The sequence below is a fragment of the Paenarthrobacter sp. PPS72 genome (assembly GCF_048537125.1).
In the GTDB taxonomy this organism is placed as follows: Bacteria; Actinomycetota; Actinomycetes; order Actinomycetales; family Micrococcaceae; genus Arthrobacter; species Arthrobacter nitroguajacolicus_E.
The window spans coordinates 19244-41553 of record NZ_JBLYIE010000066.1 but is presented as its reverse complement, the minus strand read 5'-3'; the positions used below and the strand labels follow the sequence as shown (position 1 = coordinate 41553).

General features: G+C 60.1%; 18 protein-coding genes. 11 read left to right on the top strand and 7 right to left on the bottom strand.

Translation table 11 applies throughout. The annotated features are described in order from the left end of the window. Positions 1 to 68 precede the first annotated feature (68 nt). The 6 genes from ACLRGI_RS21905 to ACLRGI_RS21880 form a co-directional block, all read right to left on the bottom strand. A complete protein-coding gene (locus tag ACLRGI_RS21905; RefSeq protein ID WP_419203561.1) occupies positions 69 to 1025 on the bottom strand; it encodes a substrate-binding domain-containing protein in 957 nt (318 codons plus the stop codon). A 79-nt stretch (positions 1026 to 1104) separates the two neighbouring features. Further along, positions 1105 to 2121 carry an ABC transporter permease gene (locus ACLRGI_RS21900; protein ID WP_419203560.1) on the bottom strand — a complete coding sequence of 339 codons (1017 nt, stop codon included), beginning with the start codon at positions 2119 to 2121 and terminating at the stop codon, positions 1105 to 1107. 28 nt (positions 2122 to 2149) lie between these two features. Then, positions 2150 to 2959: an SDR family NAD(P)-dependent oxidoreductase gene (locus tag ACLRGI_RS21895; RefSeq protein WP_419203559.1), complete on the bottom strand. Its 810-nt coding sequence runs from the start codon at positions 2957 to 2959 to the stop codon at positions 2150 to 2152. Continuing rightward, positions 2956 to 4515 (bottom strand): FGGY-family carbohydrate kinase, encoded by a 1560-nt coding sequence (locus ACLRGI_RS21890; protein WP_419203558.1) that lies wholly within the window; start codon positions 4513 to 4515, stop codon positions 2956 to 2958. The genes ACLRGI_RS21895 and ACLRGI_RS21890 overlap by 4 nt, the downstream gene beginning before the upstream one ends. Then, positions 4508 to 5476 (bottom strand): transketolase family protein, encoded by a 969-nt coding sequence (locus tag ACLRGI_RS21885; protein ID WP_419203557.1) that lies wholly within the window; start codon positions 5474 to 5476, stop codon positions 4508 to 4510. The genes ACLRGI_RS21890 and ACLRGI_RS21885 overlap by 8 nt, the downstream gene beginning before the upstream one ends. Next, positions 5473 to 6351: a transketolase gene (locus ACLRGI_RS21880; RefSeq protein WP_419203556.1), complete on the bottom strand. Its 879-nt coding sequence runs from the start codon at positions 6349 to 6351 to the stop codon at positions 5473 to 5475. Before ACLRGI_RS21880 ends, ACLRGI_RS21885 begins: the two co-directional genes overlap by 4 nt. A gap of 381 nt (positions 6352 to 6732) precedes the next feature. Between ACLRGI_RS21880 and ACLRGI_RS21875 the strand changes: the two genes are divergently transcribed. After that, the gene (locus ACLRGI_RS21875) at positions 6733 to 7185 is read left to right on the top strand and encodes a 6,7-dimethyl-8-ribityllumazine synthase (RefSeq protein WP_419203555.1); all 453 of its coding nucleotides are present in this window, start codon (positions 6733 to 6735) and stop codon (positions 7183 to 7185) included. 134 nt (positions 7186 to 7319) lie between these two features. On the opposite strand, the gene ACLRGI_RS21870 is transcribed toward ACLRGI_RS21875, so the two are convergent. Beyond that, complete coding sequence (locus ACLRGI_RS21870) at positions 7320 to 7967, bottom strand: TetR/AcrR family transcriptional regulator (protein ID WP_419203554.1); 648 nt, start codon at positions 7965 to 7967, stop codon at positions 7320 to 7322. A gap of 188 nt (positions 7968 to 8155) precedes the next feature. Here ACLRGI_RS21870 and ACLRGI_RS21865 point away from each other — a divergent pair, with 188 nt between their 5' ends. From ACLRGI_RS21865 to ACLRGI_RS21820, 10 genes are all read left to right on the top strand, one after another. Further along, the gene (locus tag ACLRGI_RS21865) at positions 8156 to 8380 is read left to right on the top strand and encodes a hypothetical protein (protein ID WP_054808183.1); all 225 of its coding nucleotides are present in this window, start codon (positions 8156 to 8158) and stop codon (positions 8378 to 8380) included. Between the two features lie 32 nt (positions 8381 to 8412). Next, positions 8413 to 10215: a sigma-54-dependent Fis family transcriptional regulator gene (locus tag ACLRGI_RS21860; RefSeq protein WP_419203553.1), complete on the top strand. Its 1803-nt coding sequence runs from the start codon at positions 8413 to 8415 to the stop codon at positions 10213 to 10215. Between the two features lie 226 nt (positions 10216 to 10441). Continuing rightward, positions 10442 to 11389, top strand: a complete 948-nt coding sequence (locus ACLRGI_RS21855) for a C-terminal binding protein (protein ID WP_419203552.1) — start codon at positions 10442 to 10444, stop codon at positions 11387 to 11389. Positions 11390 to 11407: 18 nt separating this feature from the next. Further along, positions 11408 to 12697, top strand: coding sequence for an aspartate aminotransferase family protein (locus ACLRGI_RS21850; protein ID WP_419203551.1), 1290 nt, complete (start codon positions 11408 to 11410; stop codon positions 12695 to 12697). A gap of 2 nt (positions 12698 to 12699) precedes the next feature. Further along, positions 12700 to 13599, top strand: coding sequence for a fumarylacetoacetate hydrolase family protein (locus tag ACLRGI_RS21845; RefSeq protein WP_402937234.1), 900 nt, complete (start codon positions 12700 to 12702; stop codon positions 13597 to 13599). 31 nt (positions 13600 to 13630) lie between these two features. Further along, positions 13631 to 15721, top strand: coding sequence for a hydantoinase/oxoprolinase family protein (locus tag ACLRGI_RS21840; protein WP_419203550.1), 2091 nt, complete (start codon positions 13631 to 13633; stop codon positions 15719 to 15721). A gap of 2 nt (positions 15722 to 15723) precedes the next feature. After that, a complete protein-coding gene (locus ACLRGI_RS21835; protein WP_419203549.1) occupies positions 15724 to 17484 on the top strand; it encodes a hydantoinase B/oxoprolinase family protein in 1761 nt (586 codons plus the stop codon). A gap of 84 nt (positions 17485 to 17568) precedes the next feature. Beyond that, a complete protein-coding gene (locus ACLRGI_RS21830) occupies positions 17569 to 18702 on the top strand; it encodes a Gfo/Idh/MocA family protein (protein WP_419203548.1) in 1134 nt (377 codons plus the stop codon). Between the two features lie 200 nt (positions 18703 to 18902). Further along, on the top strand, positions 18903 to 20852 hold the full coding sequence (gene iolD, locus ACLRGI_RS21825; RefSeq protein WP_419203547.1) for a 3D-(3,5/4)-trihydroxycyclohexane-1,2-dione acylhydrolase (decyclizing): 1950 nt from the start codon (positions 18903 to 18905) through the stop codon (positions 20850 to 20852). A gap of 88 nt (positions 20853 to 20940) precedes the next feature. Continuing rightward, entirely contained in the window at positions 20941 to 22296 is a 1356-nt protein-coding gene (locus tag ACLRGI_RS21820) for an aldehyde dehydrogenase family protein (RefSeq protein ID WP_419203546.1), read from the top strand. The last annotated feature ends 14 nt before the right edge of the window (positions 22297 to 22310 follow it).

The following is a 22310-nucleotide window of genomic DNA, read 5'->3' as shown; positions in this document are numbered from 1 at the left end:
TTTAGGCTCCGTTGACTAGGAAATGGCCAGTGCGGGCGGCGCAGTCTGGGCGCCGCCCGCTAGGTTGGTTACGGGTGGTTGGCGATGAATCCGTCGACGTTTTCTTTAGTGGTAAGAACGCCCTCCTGTAGCTGCTCGGCTGGAAGTTCCTCACCATTGGCCAGCTTGATAGCCGATTCGACAGCCAGCTTGCCCATCGCCTGCGTGGGCTGAGTAATTGTTGCTGCCAAAGTACCGTTCTTCACTGCCTCGAGACCTGCTTTGTCACCGTCAAACCCTACGATGGTGACACCACTGACACCGGCGTTGCGGACAGCCTGTGCGGCGCCCAAAGCAAGGGCATCAGCACGCCCGAAGAAGATATTGATGCTTGGGTTTGCCTGGAGCATGTCGGTGGCGATCTGGTAACCCTCGTCCTGAGCCCACTGCTGTGATGCCTGACGAGCTACCTCCTTGATGCCCGGGGTCGCAGCGATTCCAGCCTTGAAGCCCTCATCCCGTGCCTGTTCGGGAGTAGTACCGATCTGGCCCTGAATGACGCCCAACTGCCCCTGGCCGTTGACGGTCTTGCCGACCCATTCGCCCAGCGTTTTTGCAGCGGCCACGCTGTCGGTGGCAATGAAGGTGTTGCCCGGTGCTCCTTCGGGATTCCGGTCGACAGCAACAAGTGGGATGTTCGCAGCCTTTGCTGCGCGTACGGGAACTGTTGCTGCCGTCGCACCAGCTGGAATGTAGATGATCGCATCTACTTGCTGGGTAATGAAGTCCTGGATCTGGGAGACCTGGGTGTTGGAATCACCCTTAGCGTCCGCCACAACAACTTTCGCGTTTTGTTCTTTGGCAGCCGCTTCGACGGACTGGCGGATCTGGTTGAAGAAGTCCGCCTGCTGATTTGCAACAGCAAGGCCGATTGTTTTCTGCTCGTTCCCCCCATCACCCCCAGTGCTACCTGAGGTTCCGGAACAAGCAGCAAGACTGAAAGTTGCGACGACGGCCACGGCCGTCAGTGCGATTTTCTTGAACATTTTTATATCTCCTTTGATAAATAGCGAGGTTTTGGAACTCTCCGGGACGTCGGACCACCCGAGACGTCCCGGAGAGGGATCAGGAGCGCTTGCGGCGCAGGACGTCGGCCATGACGGCTACAGCGATAACCGCACCGATGACGATTTGCTGGATGAAGGGGGAGACGCCGAGTAGGTTCAGGCCGTTCCGGAGGACACCAATAATCAGCACGCCGATGATGGTGCCTCCGATACGTCCTACTCCGCCGTTGAGGCTCGCGCCGCCAATGACGACGGCGGCGATGACGTCCAGTTCGTAGCCGCTACCGGCGCTGGGCTGAGAGGAGTCCAGCCGGCTGGCAAGCACAATTCCGCCCAGCCCGGCAAGCGCGCCGGCAGCGACGTAAACCCAAATGGTGACTTTTTTTACGTTGATTCCGGCCAAACGTGCTACTTCGGCGCCGCCGCCAATTGCATAGATAGAGCGACCGGACGACCGGTACTTCAGCCAAGCCCATCCGGCCACGTAGAGGGCAATGAGGACCATGAGAACCACCGAGAAGAACCCGAGGTAGCGTTCGGAAGAGAGATTAAAGAACCACTCCGGGTACCCGACGATCTGCTGGCCGTCCGTGATGAGGTTTGCCATGCCGCGGGCGATTGACATCATGGCGAGTGTGGCAATGAATGGTGGCAGCTGAGCGTAGGTGATACCCAGGCCGTTCAGGCAGCCGGCCAGGGCTCCAATGGCGATCGCTGCGAGCATGGCCGACCACATGGGCCACCCGGCCTGATGCGAGAGCCAGCCAAGCACCATCGTGGACAGTCCCAGAACTGCACCTACCGAGAGGTCGATTCCGCCTGTGATGATGACGGCCGTTGCACCTACTGAGAGAATTCCCAGCACGGTCACTTGATCAAGGACATTGATCAGGTTCCTGGCCGTCAGGAAGTTTGGGGCCATGATGCTCAAGATGATGAACAACACAATGAGGCCGATCAGCGCACCTCCGCTTCCCGAGAAAAGGCGGGCGCTGAGGCTTGAAAATAGTGGTGTCTTGGTATCGGGACCCATCGGGTCCGCCCCGCCTGCGCGGTGTGCTAATTGTTGACTCATGATTGACTCCGTTGGCACTTGAGATGGGCTAGTTCATGAACATTCCGCCATCAATGTTGATGGCCTGTCCGGTGATGTAGCTTCCTGCGTCGGAAGCCAAGAAGAGCAGTAAGTTTGCGACGTCCGATGCCTCGGCGGGGCGCTTGAGCGGGATTCCATCGATCCATTCCTGGATGAGCTCGCCGGGCTTGTAGTTGCCGAGGCGGCTTCCCCATTCGTGGTCGTTGTATTCCCACATCTCCGTTTTCACGATCCCGGGGCAGTAACTGTTGACCCGGATTCCGGATGGTGCGAGTTCTTTGGCAAGGGATTGGCTGAGTCCGATCACCCCAAACTTGCTGGCAGCGTAGTGAGGAGTGAAGATGAAGCCCTGACGACCTTGGCCGCTGGATGCATTCAGGATGACGCCGTTATTACTGGCTTTCAGCAGGGGAGCGGCTTCTCTGCAGCACAAGAAAACTGCCGTGGTGTTTACGTTTAGCACCTTGTTGAATTCCTCAACGCTGAGATCTTCGAGGTTGGAGATCGTGATGATCCCCGCGTTGTTGACCAGGATGTCTAAACCGCCCCAGAGATCGAGAATGCGGGCAAATGCTCCTTTCACCTGCTCCTCATTGGCGACGTCGGCTAGTGCATGTTCGACGTCGTATCCCGCCTCCCTCAGCACGGCAGCTGAATCGGCGACTTTGGGGCTGCGGTCAACCAGAAGCACGGAGGCCCCGGCTTCGGCGAAGGCCTGGCCAATTCCAAGGCCGATCCCGCTGCCGCCACCTGTCACAAGAGCTCGGCGGCCTTTGAAGTGCCCCTGGAAGATCTTCGACCCGATTTGGTCTGTCATGTTGCTGTTCCTTTCGCCGTGGACGCAAGAGAGGCGTCGTGTAGATCGCCGAATCCGGTTTCGATAGGCGGAGTCCAGCGCGCCCGTGCGACAGCCCGGGACCAGCTCAATTTCCGTGCCGAGGCCTCGGCCGCAGTCATCTGCGGACGGACCTCTGTACGGCTGCGCGGAACCACTTCGATGTCATCGGCGCTGCACAACCCGCTTTGAATGGCCGCCATGTGAGCAACGCCCAGAGCGGATAGGTCAGGTACATTACTGCGCAGAACGGTGCGCTGGCTCAGGTCCGATTGCAGCTGCATCAACCAGCTGTTTGAGCTTGGGCCCCCATCGGCGAGGACGGAACGAATCGGTGTGGAGATGGACTTCTCCGCAGCCGCCAGTACATCCTCGATTTGGAGTGCAATCGACTCAAACGCTGCGCGAGCCAAGTGGGCTCCTGAGGTACCCAGGTTGAAACCGCTGATGGACGCTTCAGCACGTTCGTCCCACCATGGGGCGCCCAGCCCAGCGAAGGCGGGGACAATGTTTACCCCTCCGCTGCTTTCAACAGTCCTGGCCAGAGAATCCAAGTGGGCCACGTCTGCCTCGAAAACCTGGGCAAGCCACATGGCCGTGGCTCCCGTTGCCAGAATGTTCCCTTCAAAGGCGTACCGCGGCGCACCATCATGCCAGGCCAAGGTTTTGACAAGACCGTCCAGTGGCGCAGACTGAGCAGCGACCGTCAACAGACCCATGATGGAGCTGCCCGTACCGTATGTGGCCTTTACGGTTCCGGGTTCACGAACGCCGTGTGCATACAGGGCGGAGTGGGAGTCACCCAATACCGCGCAGACGGGTGCACCTGCAGCCTCGGAAACGGTCAGGGGGCCGCTGGGTTCATTTGAAGCCACAATCTCCGGCAGTACCAGAGTCGGAACACGGAAGAGATCCAGGAGCTCGGCATCCCAATCCACGGCTTCAAGGTTCATGAGCTGGGTGCGGCTAGCGTTACCGGCCTCGATGCGGTGCTGTCCCGTTAGGCAGAACACCAGCCATGAGTCCACGGTGCCCGCCGCGATCTTACCGCCCAGGCTAAGCCGCCGATTGGGGTCAACACTGTCCAGCAGCCACTGAAGTTTGAGAGCCGAGAACATCGGGTCAATCGGCAGTCCGCTGACGCGCTCCACCAGAGGACCTGCCCCTTGGCTGAGCAAATCCTTTGCTCGTTGCGCGGTTCGACGATCCTGCCAACCCAGGATCGGACCCAGTGGCTGCCCGGTAGCCCTGTCCCAGATCATGATTGACTCACGCTGGGTGCTGAGGCCGATGCCCAGAACTGACTTTGAATCTGATGCCTTTAGGCTGTGACCGATGGCGGAGATGACGCTGTCCCTGATGGCGAGCGGGTCCTGTTCCACCCAACCTGGCTGCGGGTGCTGCTGGGTCAGACTCACATGGGCGCGGCCAAGAATGTCACCGGCTGCGTTCATGATGAGTGCCTTGGTTGCGCTGGTGCCCTGGTCCACTGCGACGATGACTGAAGACCCGGCGTCGGCACGGTTCTGGCTAGACACGGTTCAAAGCTCCACGGACTGCTTTGGCGATGTCATCTGCCTCAAGACCGAAGTGTCCCAACAGGTACTGGGTGCTGCCGGTGGGAGCGAAGTCCTGAAGTCCCAGGATGCGGAGGGGCACGCGGGCGCCGTCCTCAAGCTGGCCTACTACGCTTGCAACCGCTGCGCCGAGACCGCCAGCGACATTGGCTTCCTCAGCGGTGACAATTGCGCCGGTTTCACGGGCGGCGGTGACGATAGCTTCCTCATCGAGCGGGCTCAAGTAGGTCGCGTTCAGAACACGGACGGAGATTCCTTCTGCCTCCAGGGAAGCGGCTGCCCAAAGAGCGCGGGAAACCTCAGTACCGTTGGCAATGATGGTCGCATCGGACCCTTCGCGGGCTATGACGAATTTGCCGCGTTCAAAGCTCGAATCGTGGTCCGATACCTTGGGGACCTTGAAACGGCCGACACGGATGTAGGTGGGGCGCGGGTTAGCGACGGCGTTGCGGACAGCAGCGCGGGTCTGGTCGCCGTCGGCCGGAACCACGATATCCAAGCCCGGCAGGGCACGGAGCCAAGAGAAGTCCTCAACGGAGTGGTGGGTTGGCCCAAGTTCGCCGTAAGCCATGCCGGGGCTCATCCCGCATAGGATGACGTTGTGCTGGCTGTAAGCGACATCGGCCTTGATCTGCTCGAGGGACCGCCCGGTGAGGAAGGGGCCGGCCGCGCATACAAACGGAATGAGTCCGGCGTTGGCCAGACCAGCCCCGACTCCGACCATGTTCTGCTCAGCAATGCCGACGTTGATCAGCCGGTCCGGGAATTCGTCCCGGAACTTGGTCAGGTTGCTGGACCCTACCGAGTCGTTGCAGACCGCAACGACGCGCTCATCTGTCCTGGCCAGTTGGATCAGCTCATCCGCGAAATCCTGCCGGTTGTCGAATGTGGGTGCTTCTTTGAGCACAGTGGTCGTGGTCATGAGAGCTCCTGGAATGCCTGAGTGGTCTGTTCTGCGGACGGCACCTTGTGGTGCCATTCAACGCGATCTTCGATAAAGGACACGCCCTTGCCTTTGGTCGTATTGGCGATGACACCTACCGGGGAACCTGTGGTCGAGGGAGCCATTGCTTCGATGAGCGCGTTGTAGTCATGGCCATCAATGACCCTAACCTCAAGGCCGAAAGAGGCGAGGCGGGCGTCGAGCGGATCAAGTCCGTTGGTTTCCTCGGTGCGTGCGCCCTGCTGGAGCCGGTTACGGTCAACGATGACGTGAAGGTTGTCCAACTTTTGGTGTGATGCAGACATCAGCGCCTCCCAGTTGCTGCCTTCCTGCATTTCGCCGTCGCCCAGGACGACGTACACGTTAGCGCCGTTTCCGCGGAGCTTGGCGCCGATGGCCGCGCCCACGGCGACGGGAAGGCCGTGACCCAAGGGGCCGGTGTTGGTTTCAACACCGGGGACCTTGACGCGGTTCGGGTGCCCGTTCAAGGCCGAGAGCGGTTCCATGAAGGTCTTCAGCTCATCGGCTGAGAAGAAGCCGCAGTGGGCGAGCGTGGAGTACAGCGCAGCTGCGCAGTGTCCCTTGCTGAGAACAAACTGGTCTCGACCGTCCTTGCGGGGGTCTTCGGGGTCAACATCGAGTACCGCGTCGAAGAGGACTGTGAGGATGTCGGTGACAGAAAAGTCCCCGCCAATGTGGCCCTGACCAGCTGTGGCAATCATTTGAAGAACAGAGCGACGCGTGGCCTGGGCCCGTTCGTGCAGTTTCTCAGAACGGAAAGGGGCGTCACCCGCCAGTATTTCCTTTCGGAGAGACCGCCACTCCGCGGCCTGTGAAGCATCTGCAGTAAGCATGTTGCATATCCATTCAGTAGTGACTGTATGTGAATATGTTACGTAAACCACACGACCGTTGTCAACGGACTGAAAAATTGATGTGCGTTTTTGCCCCCTTGAGTGGCTGGGGCCGCGACAAGGCCTTCGTCGCATGGCGCTGGTTGCCGGGCGTTTCGGCGGGTGTGGGCTATTCCCGTTGGCGTGGGCTGATGAGGTGGAGCCGCCCGGGGGTCATCGGCGCATGTGAGCTGGATTTCACAATGGGTGACGTTTGATAACTGTGAGGACGCGGAGGTCTCCGGGCCAGAATGCCTGATCTGTTCTTGTCAGGTCATGCGCGGATGGGGCGATGGTCTACGTGGCAGAATTCTTGGTGTACATCCACGAAAGGAACACCCTTTGTCTTCCCAAAACGCAGCCCCTTTTCGCGCCGCCATCGTCGGCGCCCAGTGGCACTCAGATATCGTTGACCGCGCCCTTGATAGCTTCCAGGAGCGACTTGAGGAACTCGGCATTGTTGAGGTCGACGTCTACAAAGTTCCCGGAGCGTTCGAAATTCCCCTGATTGTTCGTCGGTTGGCCATGTCCGGGCGGTACGACGGCATTGCGACATCGGCGCTGGTCGTGGACGGGGGTATCTACCGCCACGAGTTTGTTGCCAGCAGTGTCGTGGATGCACTCATGCGGGTTCAGATGGAAACCGACGTGCCTGTGTTTTCCGGGGTCCTAACTCCGCATCATTTCCATGAGCACGAGGAGCACACGAAGTACTTTTCGCGACACTTTGAGACCAAGGGGCGAGAGTTGGCGGATGCTCTTTCCGCGACACTTGAAAGGCTGGCTTCGGTTTAGATTCGACGTCCGGACGTCGGGCGTCGGATGTCGCTGCGTGCCGCTAGAGCGGGGCGACGGCTTGTTGGTTCGGGCCGGCGGCGGAAACGGCGAGGGCGCCTTTTCCGCCGCCGCGAGAGGTGCGGGGTCTTGGCTTAGAAATCCAGGGCCAGAATGGTTCGCGATAGGGTTATGGCCTGTTCGGTGAGAGCCGCTAGACCTTCTTCGTTAACGTCTGTGGAAGCCCATCGTGTGGCGCCCTCGAGGAGGGTCATTACCACTTTTACTCGTTCTTCAGGTTTCGCGAAACCCATGTCAATGGCGGCTGCTACGTACATGTTTTGGTGCAGGGTTACCCAGTCGTCAACCTGAGCGCGCAGCGTAGTGGGGAGTATGTGTGCCATTCTGTCAGTAGCAACCAGTAGATCCCAGAGATTGCTTTCCGGAAGTGTTACTTGTCGGGTGAAGTGCACCCTCACCATCTCGTCCCAGAATTCGCCCGCTGATGGTGCCTGGTCCACGGCTGCCAGAAGAGCCGAGCCGAATCTATGGAAATGCCAGCGCAGGGAGTCGGCCACAATTTCATCTCTACCGCCTGGAAAGTGCGAGTAGAGGCTTGGGGGCTTGATGTTGACGGCATTGGCGATGGTTCGCATTGATACTGAGTTGAACCCGTTGGCGATGGCGAGCTCTAGGAAGGCCTCGAGTATATTCCGACGCGACGCGCTCTGGTCGGCCCAATCCCACTCTTCCAAACGTCGGGCGAAGGTGTCTCTTGCCACCTTGTAGGACATGCTGCTCATTGTTTGACCCTAGCAGCAGTTCGGTGGGCGGCCGCTTCGGAAGAACGCTTCTCGCCCTACAGGTTTAACGCGGTCCAACTTTACGCAAACTCTTGGCTAACGACCATTAGTTAGCTACTCTGAAAGTGGCGCAAGCCAGCACAGGCTGGTCCCGTCACTATCAGTGCCTTAACAGGGAGGAACGGATCATGTTTAGCGAAGATTCGAACCGGGGGGCCAAAGGAAGCAGCATGACCTTTGGCAGTGGGCTTTCTGGCATGATCGCCGCCTATATCAGCGCGCGCGCTGTGGAAGACGATGCGGCTCACAACGACAACTGGCACGCGCAACAGGCTTTCCGCCCCAAGAGTCGAGGCCGGGCGCGCAAGTGGCTTGACTCCCGCCGCCGCGGTGGTACCGCCGTCGTTTCCTGAATACCTGGCTCCAGCAGAAAGAACCAATTGACATGTCCTCTGCAGAAGTACTTTCCCCTTGGGTGCCGCGAGAGCCGCTGCTTCAAATCGATCGGTTACGCGAACTCTTCCTCATGCAGCCCCATGCCGACCTCAGCGGAATCCGACCCATCGTCGCGCGCTCCTGGTACAGGAGCAGGGCAGCCGGCGTTGATGCTGTGGCAGACCGAGGATTCTTTGACGAGGGTCGCGTGGACGAACACACCATCCAGGCGGCAGGGCCACACCTGCAGAAGCTGGACGAGGTCGCCGCGGACCTTGGCGGTTACGTCAACCTGACGGCACCCAACGGTGTACTGGTCAAAGCGGACTACCTACGGGATGACGGCTTCCCCGCCGGATATTCACTCCTGGAGGAGAGCTGTGGAAGCAATGGTGAAGGTCTAGCCCTTGAAGAGGGGCGGGGTGTCTGGCTCGCGCCCGAAGAGCACTTCCGTGAGGACATGCGCGGCAACTGGTGTTTCGCTTCCCTCGTCCGAGACCCTTTCCACAACAGGGTTCGGGCCGTCATCGGACTGACTCTACCCGGCAACCGGGTCACCTCTTTGGAGCCGTCGTCCACTTTGCTGATGCTGGAGGGAGTAGCTTCTCGCATTGAGCGCGACATCGAAGTGAGGACCTCATCAAAGGAGCGGGCTCTACTCAGCGAATACTTGAGGATCTCCCGCCGGCGCGGCAACCGGGCAGTGATTGCCCTGGACGGCAAGAACTCCCTGCTCAACGCAACGGCAACGGCGACCTTGGAGGACGGCGACGTCTCCGTCATCTCCGGGTATGCGAAAGCGGTCATGTCCTCCGGCCGCGAACTCAATTGTGAGGTCTCGCTCCAGGGGCCTGGGATCTCCACCCTGGAAGTTTCGCCCGTGACCTTATCTGCAGCCAACGTAGGGGCAATCGTGGTGGTCCGCCCACACGCACCTACCAAGGAACGTTCAACCCAAGCAAATACCCATCAGGCGGTGCCGCCGGCTTCCCTGCCGGATGCGGCAGACAGGCTGTTGAAGCATGTTGACGGGACGAGCATGGGCTTCAAGCGCACCTTGAGTCTTGCCCGCAAAGCTGTAGAGCAGGAGCGTTCCGTCGTCATCATTGGAGAGCTCGGTAGCGGAAAACGTCGGCTCGCTGGCGCAATTGCGGACACTCGTGGGCAGCACGTGGTGGTGGATGCGAGGGGTGGCTCGCTCCGGAACAACCAACTCCGGGACGTGATTCATCGAGTATCCACTGAGCTGCCATCGACGTTGATCGTCGAACATGCCGACGAACTTTCCCAGAGCGAGGCAGCAGAGCTCGCCCGGAACCTTCGGGGCAATGCCACCACCAAGCTTGCGTTCACCATCACTCACCCAACCGATGCCACATTGATACTGTCAGAGGCGTTCGACGTCTTGGAAATTATGGTTGAGCCGCTGCGAAACAGGCGGGAGGACATTCCCCAGCTTGCGGTGGCGATTGCAGAAGAGATGGGGGACCGAAGGTTGTCCCGACGGCTACTAACAACGCTGACGCATGCTGACTGGCCGCGAAACATCGACCAGCTCCGCGCCGTAGTGTCCAATGCCGTTGAACGCGCCAGCGGAGCGGAAGTTACCGTAGACGATCTCCCGCAAGGGTTCCACCGGGTCTTGACCAAAGGGCGGTTGTCCCGTCTGGAGGACGCCGAACTCAGCGAGCTACGAACCGCGCTGCAGGAAGCGTCGGGAAACAGGAGCCTTGCGGCAGAGACGTTGCAGATTGGCCGCTCCACCCTCTACCGCCGGATGGACTACTTCCGCAGTAGAGGCTTCGACCTATAACCCCAAAACTGCGCAGTGAGGCAGCCGGCCACCATTGATGTCAGGCTGCCTTTTTGGGTCCTGGCCCCCCGACAGCAACCGGTGGGACACTGTCCCACCCCAGTGTCTCGAATTGGTACGGATGAACCTGCACATATCGCGTTGTACTTGAAATCACCCGCACACCGGCACCCTACAACGGGTGCTCGGCAGATGAAGAGGGTACTCAACGAACAGGACGACGACTATGACCCGCGATGCCCAGGGAACCATTCTTGTGGCCCCACATCACTTTCCAAACCTGGACCGCGAGCACGCGCTCGCAGAGGAGTTCGGTTACACACTCAACCCGGCTGCCGACGTTGAAGCCTTCCGGGAAGGCCTTCCCGAAGCCGACATCGTGATGATCACCCCTTACGCGAAACTCACAGCCGCAGACTTCCCTGTGATGTCCAAGTGCAAGGCTGTCATCAGGTATGGAATCGGCTACGACAACATCGATGTTGATGCAGCCACCGCGGCAGAGATCCCCGTGTCAATCGTCCCCGGAACAGCCTCAGAGGAGGTGGCATCGCACGCGTTTGCGATGGGTTTGGCATTGGCCCGCCGTCTGCCGGCAGGTGGCGAATCGATCCAGAACCTTGGTTGGGCCGGGACCATCGGCTACGACACCCCGGTTCTGTCCGAACTTGAGGTCGGGGTCCTGGGAATGGGGCGCATTGGCCAGCACGTTGCCCGCATGTACCAGGCCGTTGGGGCGCGGGTCCGGGCCTACGACCCGTTCGTGACGGAGAGCTTTGTGGACCTGACCACCTTGGACGACATCCTGGAAAATTCCGACGTCGTATCGCTTCACCTGCCGCTGACCGCTGATACCGCAAACCTGATCTCCAAGGATGTTCTGGCGCGCATGCGAAAGGGAGCAGTGGTGGTCAACGTATCCCGTGGCGGTCTCATCGAGGAATCAGCCCTCGCCGAGGCACTCACCTCCGGCCACATCGCAGGTGCAGGCATCGACACCTTTGCCGAGGAACCCCTCGGGGCAGAACACCCGCTTCGCTCAGCGCCCAACACCATCCTGACGCCCCACATTGCCTGGCGCTCCAACCGTTCCACAGGTGCACTTCAAGAGGGTGCCGTTGAACGTGTCCGCCTGGCCCTGACCGGGCAACCGCTCATCGACCTCGTGAACTGAAAGACTGGAGAGAACCAAGTGGGAACAGAAAGCCAGAAAACAACCCCGCAGAGCAACCTCTCGGAGGACCCGCACCTGCGCAGAGGACCTCGTGGATTCCCTCTGCTGCCTGGCGGCTACGGCCGCTCTACGTACTACACGGGGGCCCCGAGCCCCTATGCCATCCGAGGTGAGGGCTACAGGGTCTGGGATGACCGTGGTCATGAACTAATCGATGCGAACAACAACTTCACCTCACTGATTCATGGCAACGCGCACCCCGAGATTACTGAGGCCGCGACCAAAGCACTCACTGCCGGTGCCAGCTGGGGAATCCCCAATCTCTACGAGTGGGAATTGGCGGATCTCCTGCTTTCCCGCCTGCCTGACCTTGACCAGGTGCGATTTGCCAACTCCGGCACCGAGGCCGTCATGTCCGCAATCCGCATCGCCCGAGCGAGCACCGGACGGGAGCGAGTCATCGTCACCAAGGGCGGCTACCACGGAACATCTGAAGTGGCCTTGGTCCCGGGCGGGCCTGCCTACCAGCGTGGAGTAACCCGCGGCGTGATCAACGATGTCACCGCAGTGCCCCTCAATGACATTGATGTCCTGCGCCAGGAAGTTGAAGCAGCACCCGACTCCTACGCAGCCATCATTCTGGACCTGTTGCCCAACAGAGCCGGTCTTCTCAGGATTTCCGAGGAGTTCGTGCACACCGCGAGGGACCTCGCGACGCAGTACGGGATTGTCCTGATTATTGACGAAGTCATCAGCCTCCGCTTGGGATTCAACGGCTTCAGCGGTGAATATGGTGTTTCCCCGGACTTGCTCACCACGGGCAAATTGATCGGTGGAGGCTTCCCCGTTGGCGCTGTTGCCGGTAGGGCTGAGCTGATGGCCGAAGTGGATCCCACTCGTCCCGGCAGCTTGCCCCACGGTGGAACATTCTCCGGCAACCCGGTCAGCATGGCCGCCGGAGCCGTCGCTTTGAGGCTCTTCACTCAAGAAGAAGTAAAGAGGCTGAATCACTTGGGCGACACCACCCGCGACTCTGTGAACGCGAAGATCGCTGACGCTGGCTGGGAAATTCGCGGCCGCGGTTCGTTGTTGCGCGCGGTTCCTGCTGGTGCGGAAAAGGTTAACGAGCAAACTCAGCACGAGTTGTGGTGGGCTTCGTATGAGCGCGGCTTGCTCGGTTCTCCAGCCAATCTGCTGTCCTTGTCCACCCCTATGGACGAAAAGGTTGCAGGGGACATCGCTGACCGCTTGGCCGACGCTGTGCTTGCTGTGGCAAACCAGAACCCGGCAACGGAAGGTGCTAAGTAACCATGAAGATCGTTTCCTACCACCACGAATCGGGTGTCCGCGGCGGAGTCCTGATAGACGATGCCGTCTATGACCTGGAGTTGCTCCTTCAAGGCTCCACCGAAGCCATCCACGGTGCCACAACTTCCGTACGTGAATTCCTGTCGCTTTACGGTGACCGGATCCCTGCCATTTCTTCCGGCATCACAGCCCTTGCCTCCGAGGATCCGGTGGCCCGGGTAGGCGCAGTGGACGAGGTCCGGTTGACCACGCCGGTCACCGATCCGGCGAAGGTTCTGTGCATTGGTCTCAATTACAAAGACCACGTTGCAGAAACCGGGCGTGCGTTCCCCGAGTATCCGGACGTCTTCGCCAAATTCGCCTCCACCATGGTTGGCCCGGAGGACGAAATCGGCGGCGCTCACGTCAGCAACAACCTCGATTTCGAAGGAGAAGTCGCCGTCATCATTGGTCGACGGGCATCCGAGGTCTCCGAGGACGAAGCACTTGATTACGTCGCAGCCCTCGCGCCTCTCAACGATGTCACAGCACGCGATCTCCAGTACCGCGGGACCCAGTGGCTGGCCGGCAAGGCCGTGGACGGATCAACCCCGTGGGGCCCCGCCATTGTCACGTTGGATGAAGTTGGAGACCCGCAGAAGCTGGACATCGCGACACGGGTCAACGGCATCGAAGTTCAGCGCTCGAATACCCAGCATCAGATCTTCCCCATAGCCCGCATCGTCTCTTACCTGTCGAGTTTCCTCACTCTCGAGCCGGGAGATGTGATCGCCACAGGCACGCCCCAAGGCATTGGAGCCAAGCGGAATCCTCCAGTCTGGCTTGAACCGGGCGACACGGTGGAAATCGAAATCGACAAGGTGGGACTGCTGCGTAACCGCGTCGGCAAGCCCCAGCTATAACCCCTCCAACTCTACGAAAGTTAGATGACCCATGAGTGAAGTACAGACACAACCAGGTGAAGCGAGGTACCGCATCGCCGTTGATACCGGTGGCACGTTTACGGACGTGGTGGTTGGTTCAAACACAGGCGACATGGCGGTAGGTAAGGCACTAACTACCTATGACCGTGTGTTCACAGGCTTTGAAGCCTCTGTTCGCAGGGCGGCCGAATCCGTTGGTTGGAGCGGCGACGAAGTCCTGCGCAATGCCGACGTCATCGTCTATGGCACAACGCACGCAACAAACGCAGTCCTCACCGGCAAGGTGGCCAAGACTGCTCTCCTGACAACTGACGGTTTCGCCGACACCCTCCTGCTCCGCGAAGGCGGACGCCGGGACGCCTTTGACTCCAAAGCTGCCTACCCCCCGCCGTACATCCCTCGTCATCTGACCTTCGAAATTACGGAGCGGATCTCTGCTGAGGGTGATATCTTGGTGCCCCTGGATGAAGGGAAAGTGCGCGAAGTACTTGGTTCCTTCAGGGAGCAGGGGATCGAGGCAGTCGCGGTTTCCTTCCTCTGGTCCATCATTAACGACGCCCACGAGAAGCGCGTCGCGGAACTCATCGAAGAGATTCTGCCCGATGTGCCCTACACGTTGTCCAACGAGGCCAACCCGACAATTCGCGAATACCGCCGTTCGTCGGCGGCGTCAATTGATGCCTCGCTGAAGCCGCTCATGGCAGACCACCTTGGCAAACTGCGCTCCGACCTCGAAGAGTACGGATTCGGTGGTGACCTTTTGGTAGTGACTTCCGAAGGCGCCGTGCTCGACGTCGTAGATGTTCTGGACCGCCCGGTACTGCTCTTGAACTCCGGCCCGTCCATGGCACCTTTGGTTGGCGCGGCCGCTGCTCCGGACCGGGACACTGTGGTGGTCTGCGATATGGGCGGCACCACGTTTGACGTGTCCTTGGTTGAACAGGGCGTCGTTCGCCACACCAGGGAAGCCTGGCTGGGAGAGCCCTTTGTGGGCCACCTGACAGGTTTGTCCTCGGTGGCTGTTTCCAGCATTGGCGCCGGCGGTGGCAGTATCGCATGGATCGACGGCGGCGGTCTGCTTCGCGTGGGACCGCAGAGTGCCCGGAGTACCCCCGGACCGGCCGCGTATGGTCGCGGTGGCGAGGAACCCACCGTCACGGACGCTTGCGTAGCTTTGGGTTACCTCGACGCCGACGGATTTGAAGGCGGATTCACGCTGAACCGTGAGGCTGCCATCCGCGCCATCGATACCCGCATCGCTGGCCCCTTGAACATGGATACTCTGCAGGCGGCACAGGCCATTTTGGATGTATCCGCAAACCACATGGCAACAGCAATCCGCCAGGCTTCCTTGGAACAGGGAGTTGACCCGCGAGGTGCCTTGATTGTGGCGGGCGGCGGTGCAGGTGCCATGGTGGCGGCCGCCATCGGCGTGCTCCTGGAAGCTGACACCGTCCTGATTCCCGCCACCGCGGGCGTGCTCGCGGCCTACGGCGCGCATCGCGCTCCGATCGCTACGGAATTCCTCTCGCCATTGCACAACGACACCCGTAGCTTCGACGCTGGCTCCGCTTCGCGGGCCGTTGAGGAGCTAACGGGGAAGGCCGAGGTGTTCGCCAAGAGGTTCGATGGTGTGGGAGCCGCTCCTAATGTCACCTACTTTGTTGACGCCCGCTACCCGGGCCAGGCCTGGGATTTGCGTGTGTACTTGGACGCTGCGCCCGACACTGCAGCTGATGCTGCGGGCATCGTTGAGCGCGCCTTCCACGAAGAGCACGATCGCCGCAACGGCACGCACGATCCGGACAGCCGCGTGGAGATCATCACGTGGGGCGTCAGGGTCGAAATCCCGCGGCCTGAGCTGACAAAAGACCAAGCCGAAGTAGGCCGTGGGACTGAAGTCCACCGCACGGACTCCATTGTGTTCGGGGGCGAAAGTTTCAGCACCCAGCGATACCGGGGAGTCACCCTTGCTCCCCGGGACAAGATCGTTGGCCCTGCTGTCATCGACCAGCCCACAACCACCATCGTGGTGCCACCGGAGTGGAACGCCACGCTCGACGAACGATCCAACATCTACCTCACCCGTAAGGAGGCGTAACCATGACACGCGAATTCGATCCCGTAAAGCTCTCGGTCCTCGCTAATGCATTCGACGGCATTGTCCGCGAGATGACCAACGGCCTGCTGCGTTCCGCCCGTTCCTCTGTCATCAACACTGCCCGCGACTTTTCGTGTGCTGTTCTGACAGCTGACAACCAGCTCTTGGCAGCAGCAGAAGGCGTCCCGGTGCACGTATTCGGTGCCGGACCGCTCGGCGAGGACATGGTTGAGCTGCACGACGACATCCGTGAAGGCGACGCGTTCCTTCACAACGACCCCTATATGGGCAACTCGCATGCTGCCGACCACGTGATCCTCGTTCCGATCTTCATACAGGGACGTCATCTCTTCACCGCTGTGACCAAGGCCCACCAAGCCGACTGCGGTAACTCGTTGCCCACCACCTTCTTCGCCACAGCACGGGATGTTTATGAAGAAGGCGCACTGATCTTCCCGTGTGTCCGTGTTCAGCGCGACCATAAGGACATCGACGACATCATCCGTATGTGTCGTTCCCGCATCCGTGTACCTGACCAGTGGTACGGCGACTACCTGGCCTCGGTCGGTGCGTCGCGCATCGCCGAACGCCGGATTCACGAACTCGCCGAAAAATTTGGTGTAGATGACCTGGTGGACTTTGTGGATGCTTGGTTTGACTATTCGGAACGCCTCACCGCGACTGCGATCGAAACGCTGCCCGAGTACGTACTCCACGGCACCTCGGTTCACGATCCTTTCCCCGGGACCAGCGCAGACGGCGTGCACCTGCAGGCCACCCTTGAGGTGAAGCCCAAGCAGGGCAAGATCGTCATTGATTTGCGCGACAACCCGGACAATCTCCCCAACGGTCTGAACCTCACAAAGGCTACAGCTACGGGTGCTGCCTTGGCCGGCATCCTCTCCGGCATCCCGGAGAACCTGCCGAGCAACGCGGGCACCTTCCGTCGGGTGGAAGTGCTTCTGCGCGACGGCTGCGCCGTGGGAGTCCCGAAACACCCCTACTCGTGTTCATCGGGAACTACTAACCTTGCCGATCGGGTTGTCAACATTGTTCAAGCCGCCTTCTCCCAAATCGACGACGGCTACGGTACGGCTGAGGGAGCGGCCGGACAGGCTCCGGCAAAGTCGGTCATCTCCGGTATTGACGAACGCAACGGTAACGCCTATGTCAACCAGATTCTTGTTGGCGGCGTAGGCGGCCCGGCAACACCTTACGTTGATGGTTGGCCGACGTATCAGCGACCCGTATGCGGCGCATTGCTGTACCACGACAGCGTCGAAGTAGATGAACAGCGCTACCCCATTTTGGTTCACGAACGCACCCTGGTTCCTGACACCGGCGGAGCCGGCAGGCAGCGAGGCGGACTCGCGACCCGCGTGACCATGGAACCTCGTGGTGAAAGCGTCACGCTCACCTACGGAATCGAGGGCAAAATCAACCCGCCGAAGGGTGTTCGCGGCGGCCACGACGGTGCCGAGCCGTCAACCTGGGTTGAAGATCTCACAACCGGCGAACGACGCGAGATCCCTGTGGTGGGTCGTTACGATCTCCAGTCCGGTGAAAAGGTTGTATCCATCACCCCTGGAGGTGGTGGATACGGTGATCCGCTGGAACGCGACGTCCTCGCAGTCCTGGACGACTACCGCGAATCACGGATTTCCTTGGAAGCGGCTGCCGCCAAGCATGGCGTCGTTATTACCGACGGCGCCGTTGACGAAACAGCCACGGCAAAGACGCGCGAATCGCGTCTGGCCAGCTGAAAAGTATCAGCCATAGCAACTGATTCCGGGGCGGGGTATAGTCCTCGCCCCGGAAGGTTTCACCAACTACTGACGGAGATTCACATGGAACCCATTCGAGTCGGCATAATCGGCGTCGGAAACGTTCTCAACCAATATTTGGACAAGATCGGTGTCCACCCGGACGTGAACGTCGTGGCACTCGCGGACGTGAATCCGGAAGCTGTGAAAGCCCGGGCAGCTGAGTACTCGGTTCCCAAAGCGCTCACACCGGATGAACTGCTGGCCGATAATGAGGTTGAGTTGGTCCTGAACCTCACTCCGCCCAAGCTCCACGCGCCGGTGACGCTGCAAGCGATCGCCGCCGGCAAGCACGTCCTCTCGGAAAAGCCGTTCGCCACCTCACTCGAGGAAGCACAACAGATCCTGGATGCCGCCCGCGAGGCAGGCGTCAAAGTTGGATCCGCCCCCACCACTTTCCTTGGTTCCGGCATGCAGACAAGCCGCAAGCTCATCGACGACGGATGGATCGGAGAGCCGGTAGCTGCCTTTGCATCCTTCGCCTGCCGCGGCTACGAGCACTGGCACCCGAACGTTGACCCCTTTTACAGCCCGGGAGCCGGCCCAATGCTGGACATTGGGCCGTACTTGATCACCAACCTGGTGAACTTCTTCGGTCCCGTCAAACGGGTTTCTGCCACTACACCGCGTTCATCTGAGACCCGCCCACGCCCCGGCAAAGACGGTGAAGTGATCCACATCAAAACCCCAACACACGTCACCGGCACCCTCGACTTCGAGTCCGGTGCGACAGCCACCGTCATGGTCAGTTGGGACATTTGGAACCACAATCTGCCGCATTTGGAAATCTACGGAACGGGTGGCTCCTTGTCCGCACCGAACCCGGACCACTTCTCGGGCGCGCCCGTCCTCCGCCGGGGCGAACCCGGTGACCTGGCACTGGACATGACTCCTCCGGGTGGGGGTGACTGGCGCGAAACGCCCATCACGCATCGGGACGACGCCTACCGCGGCATTGGCTTGGCTGAATTCGGCTACGCCATCCGTAAGGGCGTGGAACCTCGCACCGGAGGGGACTTCGCGTACCACGTGCTCGAAGTCCTGCTCGCCTTCGAGGCCTCCTCGGAACAGAGCCGCCACATCGAGATCGAAAGCACCTGTGAGCGTCCTCGGCCGCTGCCATCTGTGGGACCGCAGGAGCCTTATCGCTTCGACTAAAGAGACATCAAGAAAACAGCAGCCGACGGCGGTACACGCGTACCGCCGTCGGCTGCTGTTTTCCGGTCGCTACCGATTTTCCGCTGCAGATACAGCCGCGTATCAAAGTGGGACACACCACGGCCCCACGACGGTGAAAACCTGAAGTTCGGGCGAATCGGTTTGCAAATGCCGACGCACCTTCGAGTTTAGGAGATCGCATGACTAGCACAGCCGCTGCCGACATCGGCACCGTGGTCGGCAACAAGGCCGTCCGCCGCCGCACTGTCGCACAAGCAATCGTTGAATACCTTCAGGTCCAGTACAGCGAATTGGACGGTGAACGTCGGCGCCTCGTTCCCGGCATGTACGGCATCTTTGGCCACGGCAACTCCGTTGGCTTGGCGCAGGGAATCGACGAGTATGGTGTGGACTTCCCGCACTACCAGGGCAAAAACGAGCAGTCCATGGTCCATGCGGCCATTGGGTTTGCGAAAGCTTCCAACCGCGCAGCTACCCTTGCGTGCACGGCCTCTGCAGGGCCGGGGTCCACCAACATGGTTTCCGGTGCCGCCACGGCAACCACCAACCGGCTCCCCGTGCTCCTGTTTCCTGCTGACATCATCAACAACCGTTTTGGTGATCCGGTGCTGCAGCAGATCGAACATCCGGTAGAGCGGGATGTCTCCGCTAACGACTGCTTCCGTCCGGTCAGCCGCTACTTCGACCGGATCACTCATCCGGCCCAGCTGCTGTCCACCCTTCCAGAGGCCATGCGTGTCCTCACCGATCCCGTGGAGACCGGCGCCGTCGTGGTCTGTCTGCCGCAGGACATCCAGGGCGCCGAATTCGATTTCCCGGAATCCTTCTTCACCCCGAGGGTGTGGCACATCCGTCGTCGCCCGGCTGTGGAGGACGAATACAACGATGCTGCCGACATCATTGCCAACGCCGAGCGTCCCCTGCTGATTTCAGGGGGCGGTGTTCGGTACTCGAAGGCACAGGAAGAACTGGCACGCTTCAGCGCTGAGTTCGGCATCCCGGTTACGGAAACCTACGCAGGTAAGGGCAGCGGGCCCATTAGCGAGCTGAACCTGGGCGCGCTGGGTGTGACCGGAACAGTTGGAGCGAACGAGATCGCCGACGGAGCTGATGTTGTCATCACCGTTGGCTCACGCCTCCAGGACTTCATCACCGCATCACACTCGTTGTTCCAGAACCCCAACGTGAAGTTCGTAAACCTCAACGTTGGCTCGTTCGACGCCCACAAGATGGGTTCGTTCCCCGTCATCGGAGATGCAAAACTGTCCCTCGCAGCCCTGCGGGACCGCCTGGCAGCCGTTAATTACGGCACCTCCGATGATTACCGCAGCGACATCGCGGACGCGCGAAAAGCCACCTTCGAGGTACGCAAGCACGATCTGCAGGCATTCCCCGGTGAAAACATGAGCCAGGCCCAGGTCATCGATGTTCTGAACCGCACGGCAACCAACCAGGACGCACTGATCCTGGGCTCCGGTGGTGTGGTTGAGGGTATCCACAAGGCTTGGGATCCTTCCAACGGTGCCGAAATCCATTTCGAGTACGCCAACTCCTGCATGGGGCATGAAATTCCGGCCGGCCTCGGATACCGGATCGCACGTGGAGAAGCACCGGGTGAGGTGTACGTGTTGATCGGTGACGGCACCTACTTCATGCAGCCTACGGAACTGGTCACCGCTGTACAGGAACGGAAGAAGATCATCACCATTGTGATCGACAACCGGGGGCACCAGTGCATCTGGCCGCTGCAGGTTTCCAAAGGTGGCCCTGGCCGGGAGTTCGGAACACAGTACCGGGAACGCAGCAATGAGTCAGGCCGCCTTGACGGTGCGATCTTGGACTTCGACATTGCAGCCAACGCCGCCAGCATGGGCTGTGCAGCCTGGTCAACCTCCACGGTCGAGGAGTTTCAGAACGCGCTCACGGAGGCCAAAGAAGTGGACGGGCCCGCAGTCATCGTTGCCCGCGTAGAGCCTTGGCGGTACCTGTCCGGCAACGGAGCCTTCTGGGACGTGGGAGTACCCATGACCTCGCAGCGCCCAGGCAGCCAGGAAGGTACTGCAAAGCACCTGGAGGGTCGCGCCCGCCAGCGTTTCTACGCAGCAACCACTGCACCTGACGAGCGCTAAGCGCAACGGGCGGGATCGTCATGCGACGGTCCCGCCTGACCCTTTTACCGGGTCAACCAAGCCCTATTTTCCGACAAGGAGTACTATCATGAGCGCATTTGCCGTTATTGATCCAGCCACGGGAACTACCCACGCCCAATACCCGGCGGCTACGGACGCAGAGGTCGAAGCCGGCCTGAGTGCAGCCCAGACGACGTACCAGAACTGGTCACGCACCACCACTGTGGCTGAGCGGGCTGCCATGGCCAAGCGCCTGGCCGAACTGTTCGTAGAACGCAAGGACAGACTTGCAGCCATCATCAACCGGGAGATGGGCAAGCCCCTCGCGCAAGCAGCCGGAGAAGCAGAATTCTCCGGTTCCATCGCCGCAGCCTTCGCCGAGCACGCAGAGGAATGGCTGGCTGACGAGGAGTTCGAGGTGGCCGATGGTCTGCGGACGTTCTTCCGCTACCAAGGCCTGGGCGTAGTTCTGGGCATCATGCCGTGGAACTACCCGTACTATCAGGTGGCACGTTTCGCGATTCCCAACATCATCCTGGGCAACACCGTGATAGTTCGCCATGCGAGCCAATGCCCGGAATCTGCCCTGGCACTTGAAGAGCTGTTCCGCGACGCAGGTTTCCCGGACGGCGCCTACGTCAACCTCTTCGCCACACATCAGCAGATCTCAGACATCATCGCTGACGACCGCATCCAAGGCGTTTCTCTCACTGGCTCCGAGCAAGTGGGCGCAATCGTGGCGGAGCAAGCTGGCCGTGCTTTGAAGAAGTGTGTGCTGGAGCTCGGCGGCGCCGACGTGTTCATTGTGCTTGACACTGACGACGTGGATCAGGCCGTAAAAAAGGCTGTCATGGGTCGTATGGGCAACACCGGTCAGTCATGCAATGGCTCCAAGCGGATCGTGGTGCTGGACAAGTACTTCGACGAGTTCTCCGAAAAGTTCAAAGCAGCCATTGCCGGCCAGTCTTACGAGAACGGCGACTTCGGACCGCTATCTTCAGACTCTGCCACCAAGTTCCTGAAAGAGCAGGTGCAGGGAGCCCTCGATCAGGGTGCCGAAATCCTGGTGGGCAATAATGAACCGCAGGGCAACGTCTTCACGCCGACAGTGATTACCAACATCACCCCTGCCATGGACGTCTACAGTGAAGAGCTCTTCGGACCCGTTGCCCAGCTTTACAAGGTCAGCAGTGACGAGGAAGCCATCAAGCTCGCGAACTCGTCGCCGTATGGTCTCGGATCCGTAGTTATTTGTGACGACCACGAGCGTGCCGAGCGGGTAGGGAACCAGCTCGACGTCGGAATGGTCTTCATTGGCGCCTACGACCTCAGCGGAGCCGACGTACCGTTCGGCGGCGTCAAGAAGTCCGGATATGGACGTGAACTGGGCAAGGTTGGCATGCTCGAGTTCGCCAACAAGAAGCTGTTCCGCTTCGCCAAGTAATCAGATACGCAAAA